The following is a 10,499-nucleotide window of genomic DNA, read 5'->3' as shown; positions in this document are numbered from 1 at the left end:
CACCAAGGGCATCCGCTGCAACTCGATCTGCCCCGGCACGGTCGAGACGCCGTCGATGCTCGATCGCGCCGCAGCCCAGGGGCCGCAGGGCAAGGAGATGTTCATCTCCCGCCAGAAGATGGGCCGGCTCGGCACCGCGGAGGAGATCGCGGCGATGGCGGTTTATCTCGGCAGCGACGAGAGCGCCTTCACCACCGGCGTCGACCTCGTCGTCGACGGCGGCTACATGCTCTGACACCAGAGGCCGCCCGCATGAACAAGATCGATCTCAACGGCCGCATCGCCATCGTCACCGGCGGTGCGCAGGGTTTTGGCCGCGCCATCACCGAGCGCTTCGTCGCCTCCGGCGCCAAGGTCGCGATCTGGGATTTCGATGCCGCACTCGCCGAGAAGACCGCAAAAGACATCGGCGGCGAGACCAAAGTGTTCAAGGTCGACGTCACCGACACCTCAGGCGTGGAGCAGGCGCGCGATGCCACGCTGGCCGCGTTCGGCAAGATCGACATCCTCGTCAACAATGCCGGCATTGCAGGCGTCAACAAACCGGTCTGGGAGACCGATCTGGAGGAATGGCGCAAGGTGCTGCGCATCAACCTCGACGGCCCCTTCATCGTGAGCAAGGCGATCGTGCCTGAAATGCTCAAGCGGAAATACGGGCGGATCGTGAACATCGCCTCGATCGCCGGCAAGGAAGGCAATCCGAACGCGGCGCACTACTCAGCCTCCAAGGCCGGCCTGATCGCGCTCACGAAATCGCTCGGCAAGGAGCTCGCCGGCCACGACATCCTCGTCAACGCGGTGACGCCGGCGGCGGCGAAGACCGCGATCTTCGACCAGATGACGCAGCAGCACATCGATTTCATGCTGTCGAAGATCCCGAAGGGACGCTTCGTGCTCGTCGAAGAGCTCGCCGCAATGGTGAGCTGGCTCGCATCGGAAGATTGCGCCTTCTCGACCGGCGCGGTGTTCGACATCTCGGGCGGACGCGCAACCTATTGAGGACATCATGATCCGGGAGGGTGGCTGCCTGTGCGGCGCGGTGCGGTTCAAGGCGGAGGGCGAGCCGCTCAACGTCCGCGTCTGCCATTGCCGCATCTGCCAGAAGGCGATGGGCTCGCCCTACTTCGCCCGCGCGCAGTTCGACCAGCGTGCGCTGAGCGTCGAGGGCGACACAGGGCGCTATGCATCGTCCGAGAACATCGATCGCGTGTTCTGCAAGCGCTGCGGCACGCGGCTGTTCGCCTGGCGCCGCAACGGGACACTGGCGGGTGTCGCGCTGGCCACTTTCGACGATCGCAACGCCTTCGTCCCGACCGAGCACATCTGGGTGTCGGAAAAGCTCGCCTGGGTGAAGCTCGACGACGGCTTGGTGCAACATCCCGGGACGATCCCGGCGTGAATTTGCGCGACTGCACGACGGCAGGCCGAAGCAACCCATCTGCACCGTGGCATTCCGGAACCGGCCACCCTATGTTGAGCCGAACCGTTGCTGCACCCCGGTTTGGCTGGGACGGCTGCAAGGCCGTTAGCTAGCGAACCGAAATGGATGAGCTGTGAACATTTCCTTCTACGACCTCTCGGTGTGGGTTATCCCCCTCGTTCTCGCCATCACCTTCCATGAGGCCGCACACGCCTTCGTCGCTAACCGGCTCGGCGACAACACCGCCGCACAGCTCGGCCGCGTCAGCTTCAATCCTCTCAGGCATATCGACCCGTTCGGCACCGTCATCCTGCCGGCGATGCTGCTGTTCGCGCATTCGCCGTTCCTGTTCGGCTACGCCAAGCCGGTGCCGGTGAACTTCCGCAAGCTGAACAATCCCAGGCTCGACATGGTCTGGGTGGCGCTGGCCGGCCCCGCCACCAACATCCTGCTGGCGCTCGCCACCGCCCTCGCCTTCCATGCCCTACCGCTGGTGCCCGCGAGCGCGGCGAAATGGGTTGCCGACAACCTCAAGAATGCACTCATCATCAACGCGATCCTGGCCGTGTTCAACATGACGCCGATCCTGCCGCTCGACGGCGGGCGCGTCGCGGTCGGGCTGTTGCCGCGGGCACTCGCCTGGCCGCTGGCCCGGCTCGAGCCGTTCGGTATGTTGATCCTGATCGGCCTCTTGATCCTGCTGCCGCTCGCGGGCTCGCAGTTCGGTCTAAATCTTGATGTTATTTCAGCAATACTGCGGACGTTGACCGGTTATGTGATTCAGGCTGTTCTCTTCCTGACCGGCAATGCGTAGTTGAAACCGGGACACCCGTACACAAGCCGAAGGGCCAGAGGCCGACTTGGTCAAAGCTGCCGATATGCTGATCGCGCGACGCGCCGACACCCGCGCCCGAGCCGATTTTGCCACCTGGAAGATGATGGCCAAGCTCAACGGGGCGTCCGCGCTGCCTCCGGAGGCCCAGGAATTCCTGACCAGCTACAGGAACCTGCTGGCGCAGATGAGCGAAGGCGAGGCCACCGAGGCCACCATCGGTGCCATCTACAAGGCCTATTACGCCGAGATGGGCGGCGGTGGAACGCCGCCCGATGTCCGCCCCCGCCAGGCGGAGCCAGCCGCGGACAATGTTACCGCCTTCCGCCGCCCGCCTCCGAAGCCCAAGACGAGCAGCTTTTTCGGAGGCGGCACAGCCACTGGAACGCAGAAGCGGCCGCTGCCGGTGGCGCTGATCTTTGTCTGCCTGGTCGTGGTCTACGTCGGGATCCGGCTCTACTGGCGTTGAGCCGTCTTCTTCTTTTTCTTCTCTTCGGGTGGCTTGAAGATGATCGGGACGGTGCGCTCGATCCGATCCTCAGTCACCGCCGCAGGCGGCATCGGGAAAGGATCGGATTTGTGGACCATGGAGATTGCGGCAGCGTCGTAGGCCGCGTCTCCGGACGATTCCGCGACGTCGACTGAGATCACGTTCCCCCGTCGATTGAGGGCGAAGCTCACTTTCACCGTCTGATTGCGGGGCTCCTTACCCTCCGGATTGACCTTGTGAGCCGCAAGATGCGCGCTGACCTTGCGGTTCCAGTCGGCCGTGATCTTCAAGACGTCCTTGCCGATACCAACCACCGGGGCCATCGCCTTGTCAGCCTCGCGCGTTGCGTCCTCGAAAGTCTGCTGCACCTGGTCAACCTGCTTTTGCGCCGCTTCCGCGGCTGGAGTTTCAACGGCAGCCACCTTCGGGTCGTCGTCCTGCTCCTTCTTGGCCTTGTTTTCGCTGACGATACGATCGGGGTCCTCGGCCTCTTCCGGGCGATCCTGCGGAAGCTCCGTCTCCTTGATTTCGGCCTTCTGCTCCGGGAGTTCCGGACGCTCCTCCTGCGCCGTGGAGTCGCTCGGTCCGACCGGCGCGTCGGTTTCATGAGCTTCCGGCGAAGCCATCTCGACCGCGAACTCCGCGCCCGCCGCGCCCAGGCCGTCGCCATCGCCGTCGTCCCGCAAATGCGCCAGCGCGAGCGCAGCACCACCAAGATGAAGCGCGAGCGCCGCGACCGCCGCGAGGATCCAGAGCGTCCGGGATGGCCTGACTTCGTCCGACATCGTGCGTATTCCTAGGGCTGAGCGGCGCCTGCCGCGGGTGCCCCCGGAGCGCCTTCCAGCGCAACCAGCTTCACCCGAGTATAGCCGCCCGAGCGCAGGAGCTCCATGACCCCCATCAACTCGCCGTAAGGCACCGTTCGATCGGCACGCAGGAACACATACTTGTCCTTGCTCAGGTCGGACAGGCCGTCGAGGGTGCCGATCAACTCGGCCCGATGGACCGGGTTCTCTCCGATTGCAAGCGTCAGATCGGGCTTGATACTGAGATAGGTCGGCTTGTCCGGCTTCTTCTGCGGCGTCGCGCTGGACGTCGGCAGATCGATTGGCAGGTCGACCGTAGAGAGCGGAGCCGCGACCATGAAGATGATCAGCAGCACCAGGATGACGTCGATGAACGGTGTGACGTTGATGTCATGCGTTTCCGAGAAATCGTCGTCTTCGCCGTCATTATCTGCGAGCGAAACGCCCATGATTCACTCCGCCGCGCGAGAATGCAAGCCGCCGTGGCTGCGGTCGAGATCGCGCGAGAGCAGCCGCCCCGCCGCGCCCGAGGCGCGGCTGACGAGCTCGAGATAGCCCTTTGTGACGCGGGAGAAGTGGTTGTAGATGATGACCGCGGGGATCGCGGCGACGAGGCCGATCGCGGTTGCGAGCAGCGCTTCGGCGATGCCGGGCGCGACGACGGCGAGGTTCGTGGTCTGCGACTTCGAGATGCCGATGAAGCTGTTCATGATGCCCCAGACCGTGCCGAACAGGCCGACGAAGGGCGACGTCGAGCCAATCGTCGCGAGCACGCCCATGCCGATCCGGATGCGCCGCTGTTCCGCGCGTACGATCTCCTGGAAGCTCGAGGCCGCGCGCTCCTTGATGCCGGCATCGCTGGACAGGCCGGCGGACATCCGCGCCTCGTGCAGCGCCGCCGCGAGGAAAGACGGCAGGATGCCCTGCTTGGTGCCGAGCGCCATCTGCGCCTCGGCGAGAGAGTGCGCCTCCGCAATCCTCTTCAAGGCAGAACGAAGCTTGCCGGAAGCGACCGACAGCTCGATCGACTTGGCGATGAAGACGGTCCAGGTCATCAGCGATGCGAAGGCCAGCCCGATCATCACCGCTTGCACGATGATGTCCGCCGACATGAACATCATCCAGGGCGACAATTCCTTCATGGCAGGCGCAACGGCGGCCGCCTCGGACTTTGCGGTCGTCGAAACGGTGGCCGCAGGGAGCGCCGTGGGAGCGGCTGGAGTCGAAGCCGAAGGCGCCGGGGCACTGGGCACGGTGGCTGACGGCGCCGGACCGGCCGGAGCCGGCTGAACCGCTTGCGCCGGGGCGGGCGCGCTCTGCGCCTGGGCGGAAACAGGAGACGCGAGCCAGGCGACCGCCAGCAAGGCGGCGACGGCAAGGCTTGCTCTTGAGGTCGTGGTCTTCATACTTCGGCCCAGTAGCGAATGAGGTTGTGATAGATACCCGTCAATTTGACCGTTTCGGGATCGTCACGCCCGAGCCGTTCCACGAGCGATTGAATCGTGGTGTCGAGGTCAAAGATCATGCTGCGAGCTTGATCGTCCCGTATCATGCTCTGAAGCCAGAAGAAAGACGCAACCCGCGTTCCCCTGGTCACGGGGGTGACGAGATGGAGGCTGGTTGAAGGATAGAGCACGCAGTCCCCGGCCGGCAACTTCACCTCGTGCGAGCCATAGGTGTCCTCGATCACAAGTTCGCCACCGTCGTACTCCTCCGGTTCGGCGAGGAACAGCGTGATCGACAGGTCTGTGCGGATGCGAAGGCCGGTCAGGCGATCGCCGCGGATCGCATTGTCGACATGCAGGCCGAAATGATGGCCGCTGCTCGCCGCATAGCGGTTGAACAGCGGCGGGAAGATTTGAAGCGGGATCGCCGCCGCGATGAAGCGCGGGTTCGAGGTCAGCGCCGAGATGACGCGATTGCCGAGTTTTCGCGCGACCTCGCTGTCCGGTGGCAGCTGTTCGTTGCGCTTGACCATCGCCGACTGCGCGCCGGCGGTGGAGCGGCCATCCTCCCAATCGCTGGCGTCCATGATGCGGCGGAAATCCGCCACATCATCCTTGCTGAGAACGCCAGGCAGGCACGTCAACATGATCAGAACTTCGCTGTCGTCACGACGTAGAATGCCCGTCCCGGCGCGACCGCCACGAAGGGAACGTTGCTGCGATAGAACGAGTCGTAATAGAGCTTGTTGGTCAGGTTCTGCGCGTAGAACTTCATGGTCCAGTTCTGGTCGATCTTCTTCTCGACGAACGCATCGAAACGCCAATAACTGGGCAGCTCGTTGGTGTTGGCCGCGAACGTGCCGCCGTAGACTTTCGAGCGGTACACCGCCTGGCCGCCAAGCTCCCACCCGCCATCGAACTTGTACTTGGTCAGCATGCTGAACGACTGGTGGGCGATGTTCGCAAGCTGCAGCCCGATATTCGAGGCGACGCCGCTCTGCGTGACCTTCGACTGCATCAGCACCAGGCCGCCGAAGATGCTCCAGCGATCGGTGATCTTGCCCTCCGCCTCGATGTCGATGCCTTGGATCCTGTAGGCGGCACCGGATGTGAGCAGGTTGTTGACCGTCTCGCGCGCGTTGTCCTTGGTGGTCTGGAACAGCGCACCGGTCACCAGCAAGTGGTGATCGGCAAGCTCCCATTTGGTGCCGAGCTCGATCGCCTTGTTGCGCTCGGGCCCAAGCAAGATGGTCGAGTTGGGGGGGACGCCTCCGTATTCGGTGCCGGTCGCATCCAGCTCCGACCCGAACGGATTGGCCGAAGTCGCATAGGCGGCATAGACGCTGCCGATCGACATCGGCTTGTAGACCACGCCGACGTTGTAGTTCACGAGATCGGAATTTTGCTTCACATAGTTCGGACTGTTGTTCGATGCGCTTTGGCTGTAGCCGTCATAGCGGACACCGCCATTGACGATGATCGTGTCCTGCCAGTTCGCGGTGTCCATGACATAGACGCTGCTGGTGTTGACGCCGTAGCGCGTCGGATTTCCAACCAGCGACGGTATGCCGAACGGAATGTAGGTGAATTGCGGGGAGTAGAGATTGACCCCCGTCACCGCCCCCGCACTGGTGAAAGCGGAGCCGGACAGTTCCGAGGCGAGACCCGAATACCGATCGATTGAAATGTTCTCGTTCGAATATTCGACGCCGAACACCGCGGTGTGCTTGATCCCGCCGGTGTTGAGCTTGAACGTGGCCTCGTTCTGGTTGGCCCAGACGTCGACGTTCTGGTAGCGGCTCTGCGCGCTCGCCGTCGTGGTCCAGAGCAGCGGGTTGGGGTTCGTCGTATTCGGGTTCTGCGGCAGCGTGCCGATGTAGTTGAGCAGCGAGTGCTCGCCGCGCACCTTGCTGGTCAGCGTAATGGCTTCATTGACCTTGTACTCGATGGTGCCGGTGCCGAAATCCTGCCGCGCGGTCTGGAAGTCGCGGTTCAGGAAGCCGTACCAGTTCCCGCGCGGAATCCCCGCCGAGGTCACCGGCACGTTGCCCTGTTTGTAGTAGGGCACGCCGAAATCGGGATAGCCGCTGAGATCGGTATGGACGTAGTTCGTCGTGATCTTGATGTCGCTGGTCGGGGTGTACTTGGTCGAGATGAAGCTGCCCCAGCGATTGTCGGTGACGAAGTTGCGTCCGGCGACGTTGGCGTCCTGGAACAGGCCGCCCGCGCGTACCGAGAAGGTCGGATCGATCACCTGGTTCACGTCCAGCGTGACGCGCTTGGTCTGGTCGGTGCCGAACTCGCTGTCCATGCGCTTGAAATTGACGTCGCCGGCCTGCTTGGTGACGATGTTGATGGCGCCGCCGGCGGTGCCGCGGCCCGCGTAGGAAGATGCCGGTCCGCGCAGGATCTCGATCTGCTCGGTGAAGAAGTTCTCGCGGATCGAGACGGCGGGATCGCGGATGCCGTCGATGAAGACGTCGTTGCGTGCGTCGAAGCCGCGGATGAAGAAGCGATCGCCGAAAGCGTTGCCGCCCTCGCCCGAGCCGAGCGTCACGCCCGCGGTCGAGCGTCCGATCTCCTTCAACGTCGTCGCGTTCTTGTCCTCGAGCACTTCCTTGCTGAGCACGGTAATGCTCTTGGGCGTGTTCAGCATCTTCTCGGGAAACTTGCCCGAGGCCTGGACGTGATCGACTTTGTAGGGCGCCGCAGGATCGGCATAGGGATTGCCATCCGGCGCGCCGGACGGGGCGGCTGGAGCCGCCTGCGGCGCCTGTTGGCGCTGCGCGGCCCGGCGCAGCGCGTTGCGGGCACGAACCTGCTCGGGCGACGGCTTCGAAGCCGCCGGACGCGGCCGCTCGACCGGAGCATCGACGGTGACCGGCGGCAGATTCGATTGCTGCGCCTCTGCGCCGCTCGACACCGACGCCACCGCGATCAAGCTTGCAACCGCAGAAACTTTCTTGCCGGAAATCCCCGTGAGCTTCTCATCCAATGAATTCAACGCTGCGACCGAACGCAACGATTTCGGTGCGACTACCTGCCCCATTAACAAACGCCCCATCTTCCTGTTCGCTCGCTTCCTTCGAGCGTACGATGAGCGTTGGTATCGGCCGCAAAATAGCGGGTCAATGCGAGCCGCTCGCGAGAACCCTTGAATCAATCCAGATCAAAACGATTCTAAACTGTAGTTTGAAATCGTTCTAATCTTGGATGGGATCTGTTCGAGAGAAACGACGCAAATCGACTGTTGCGCTCTCAGTCGCTGCTCGGCGGCTTCATCAGCGAGAACAATTCGTCGACCGTTTTCTGCGCAACGGCGCGCACGCGATCGGTTTGGTCCATGCCGGCGATGTTGACGCCTTTCACGACGGCTTTGATCTCGTCGCGAAAGTCGGTGAGGAAGCGCAAGGGATCGCGCTGCTCGTTGGCGACACGCGCGATCAATCCCGTGATCAGAATCTGACAAGCGATCAGCTTGCCGTTCAGCTCGTCCATCCTGCGCTCCATTCATGGCGGCGCCGATATGGACGATGCCGAAATCCCTGACAACCGAAACGGCCAACATCCGACTTAGAACCGTTCTTGCGGTCGATCCGCACCATAGCTTCGGGCGGAGACGCTCTTCGAGCAGACGCTGCGCTAACGTGGGGGGCTCCCGGCCTGAAGCATCCCCTAGCACACAGACGCGCCAGAGCGCTGCCAACGAGTGCAAAGCTTTCCAATTGTTTAGGATTTTCGACCGATAGTGCTGTTTACACCGAAACTTGGCGTGTAATATACATCACGCTGGAACCCTGCGATTGCCCATCAATTCATAGCTGAGGGCACGAGCCCAGACGAGACGACATGACAATGTCCCGGCCGATCCTCTGGATTGTGATCATCGCGGCCGCGGCGTCCGCGGGTTACTATGGTTGGCAGAATTTCGGTTCCGAGGCCGGAAAATCCCAGACCGCACAAAAAGGTCCGCCTCGCCCGGCCGCCGTCCCCGTCAGCGTTGCACCGGTCCAAAAGACCGACTTTCCGGTCTACCTGACCGGCCTGGGCACGGTTCAGGGCTTCAACACCGTCCAGGTCCGCAGCCGGGTCGACGGCCAGATCATCAAGCTCGAGTTCAAGGAGGGCCAGATCGTCAAACAGGGCGACCTCCTGGTCTCGATCGACCCCCGTCCCTATCAAGCCGCGCTCGACCAGGCGAAGGCCAAGAAGGTACAGGATGAGGCCAGCCTCGCCAACGCCAACCTTGAACTTCAGCGCGCCACGAAGCTCGGCGAATTCGCGACGGCACAGCGGGTGGATACCCAGCGCTCGACCGTCGCCCAACTCACCGCGCAGATCGCCGCCGACGACGCCGCAATCGCCAACGCGCAGACCCAGCTCGACTACACCCAGATCAGGACGCCGATCACAGGCGTCGCCGGCCTGCGTCAGGTCGACATCGGCAACATCGTCAATGCCTCCTCGCAGACCGGCATCGTCACGATCTCGCAAGTGGAGCCGATCTCGGTCATCTTCACGGCACCGGAAGAGCAGCTTCCCTACATCAGCGAGGGCCAAAAAGCCGGCGCGCTCAAGGTGATCGCTTTCACCACCGACGGCAAGACGACGCTGGCCGAGGGCAAGCTTGCGGTCATCAACAACCAGGTCGACACGAGCAGCGGGACGATCCGGCTCAAGGCGGTGTTCGACAACAAGGACCACACGCTGTGGCCGGGTCAATCGGTCTCGACACGGCTTCTGGTGCGGACGCTGAAGGATGCGACCGTGGTACCGGATGATGCAGTCCAGCATTCCACCAACGGGCTCTACGCCTATACGGTCAATCAGGATAACAAGGCCGAGATGCACAAGGTCAAGGTCCGCTATGCGATCGACGGACGTTCGGTCATCGAGGAAGGCTTGAGCCCCGGCCAGCAGGTGATCGTCGGCGGTCAGTTCAAGGTCCAGCCCGGAAGCCTGGTGTCGACGGCGGTAGCAAGCTCGGGTCCGGCCCAGAACAAGGTTCGACAGGAATGATCGGGGGCGGGATTTCGGCACCTTTCATCCGTTATCCCATCGGCACCTCGCTGCTGATGGCCGGCATTCTCTTCGTCGGCCTCGTCGCCTATCCCCTGCTTCCTGTCGCGCCCCTGCCGCAGGTGGACTTTCCGACCATCCAGATCACCGCCAATTTGCCCGGCGGCAGCCCCGAGACGATGGCTTCCTCGGTCGCGCAGCCACTCGAGCGGCAATTCGCCCAGATCCCGGGCATCGCGCAGATGACCTCGACGAGCTATCTGGGCACGGCGTCGATCACCATTCAGTTCGACCTCAATCGCAACATCGACGGTGCCGCCAACGACGTGCAGGGCGCCATCAATGCTGCCAGCGGCCAGCTGCCGAAAAACCTCCCCTCGCCCCCGACCTATCGCAAGGTCAACCCCGCCGACGCACCGATCCTGCTGCTGTCGGCGACGTCGGATACACTGCCGCTGACCAGCGTCAGCGACGCGGTGGACGCCCA

13 protein-coding genes are annotated in these 10,499 nt (G+C 63.1%); 7 read left to right on the top strand and 6 right to left on the bottom strand.

Annotation, left to right across the window (positions count from 1 at the left end; all coding sequences use genetic code 11):
- From JHD07_RS21055 to JHD07_RS21035, 5 genes are all read left to right on the top strand, one after another.
- On the top strand, window positions 1-235 hold a 235-nt coding region (locus tag JHD07_RS21055), incomplete at its 5' end, for an SDR family oxidoreductase (RefSeq protein WP_291625396.1).
- 17 nt (window positions 236-252) lie between these two features.
- The gene (locus tag JHD07_RS21050) at window positions 253-999 is read left to right on the top strand and encodes an SDR family NAD(P)-dependent oxidoreductase (RefSeq protein WP_291625394.1); all 747 of its coding nucleotides are present in this window, start codon (window positions 253-255) and stop codon (window positions 997-999) included.
- A gap of 7 nt (window positions 1,000-1,006) precedes the next feature.
- Window positions 1,007-1,399: a GFA family protein gene (locus tag JHD07_RS21045; protein WP_291625392.1), complete on the top strand. Its 393-nt coding sequence runs from the start codon at window positions 1,007-1,009 to the stop codon at window positions 1,397-1,399.
- Window positions 1,400-1,553: 154 nt separating this feature from the next.
- Window positions 1,554-2,234: a site-2 protease family protein gene (locus JHD07_RS21040; protein ID WP_291625391.1), complete on the top strand. Its 681-nt coding sequence runs from the start codon at window positions 1,554-1,556 to the stop codon at window positions 2,232-2,234.
- A gap of 64 nt (window positions 2,235-2,298) precedes the next feature.
- A complete protein-coding gene (locus JHD07_RS21035; RefSeq protein ID WP_291625398.1) occupies window positions 2,299-2,721 on the top strand; it encodes a hypothetical protein in 423 nt (140 codons plus the stop codon).
- Here JHD07_RS21035 and JHD07_RS21030 read toward each other — a convergent pair.
- From JHD07_RS21030 to JHD07_RS21005, 6 genes are all read right to left on the bottom strand, one after another.
- Window positions 2,709-3,527 (bottom strand): energy transducer TonB, encoded by an 819-nt coding sequence (locus JHD07_RS21030; RefSeq protein ID WP_291625389.1) that lies wholly within the window; start codon window positions 3,525-3,527, stop codon window positions 2,709-2,711. The two genes, JHD07_RS21035 and JHD07_RS21030, sit on opposite strands and share 13 nt — an antisense overlap.
- Before the next feature lie 11 nt (window positions 3,528-3,538).
- Window positions 3,539-3,997 carry a TonB system transport protein ExbD gene (gene exbD, locus JHD07_RS21025; protein WP_291625387.1) on the bottom strand — a complete coding sequence of 153 codons (459 nt, stop codon included), beginning with the start codon at window positions 3,995-3,997 and terminating at the stop codon, window positions 3,539-3,541.
- A 3-nt stretch (window positions 3,998-4,000) separates the two neighbouring features.
- Window positions 4,001-4,954 carry a tonB-system energizer ExbB gene (gene exbB, locus JHD07_RS21020; RefSeq protein WP_291625385.1) on the bottom strand — a complete coding sequence of 318 codons (954 nt, stop codon included), beginning with the start codon at window positions 4,952-4,954 and terminating at the stop codon, window positions 4,001-4,003.
- Window positions 4,951-5,640, bottom strand: coding sequence for a Fe2+-dependent dioxygenase (locus tag JHD07_RS21015; RefSeq protein ID WP_291625384.1), 690 nt, complete (start codon window positions 5,638-5,640; stop codon window positions 4,951-4,953). The genes exbB and JHD07_RS21015 overlap by 4 nt, the downstream gene beginning before the upstream one ends.
- Window positions 5,641-5,642: 2 nt before the next feature.
- A complete protein-coding gene (locus tag JHD07_RS21010) occupies window positions 5,643-8,042 on the bottom strand; it encodes a TonB-dependent receptor (protein ID WP_291625397.1) in 2,400 nt (799 codons plus the stop codon).
- Between the two features lie 209 nt (window positions 8,043-8,251).
- Complete coding sequence (locus JHD07_RS21005) at window positions 8,252-8,491, bottom strand: hypothetical protein (RefSeq protein WP_291625383.1); 240 nt, start codon at window positions 8,489-8,491, stop codon at window positions 8,252-8,254.
- Between the two features lie 351 nt (window positions 8,492-8,842).
- On the opposite strand from JHD07_RS21005, the gene JHD07_RS21000 reads away from it, so the two are divergent.
- On the top strand, window positions 8,843-10,012 hold the full coding sequence (locus tag JHD07_RS21000) for an efflux RND transporter periplasmic adaptor subunit (protein ID WP_291625382.1): 1,170 nt from the start codon (window positions 8,843-8,845) through the stop codon (window positions 10,010-10,012).
- On the top strand, window positions 10,009-10,499 hold a 491-nt coding region (locus JHD07_RS20995), incomplete at its 3' end, for an efflux RND transporter permease subunit (protein WP_291625381.1). The genes JHD07_RS21000 and JHD07_RS20995, both read left to right, overlap by 4 nt.

This window comes from Bradyrhizobium sp., assembly GCF_016462955.1.
Lineage (GTDB): Bacteria > Pseudomonadota > Alphaproteobacteria > Rhizobiales > Xanthobacteraceae > Bradyrhizobium.
Note: the sequence above shows the minus strand (reverse complement) of the source record. Positions and strands in the feature narration are given on the sequence as shown.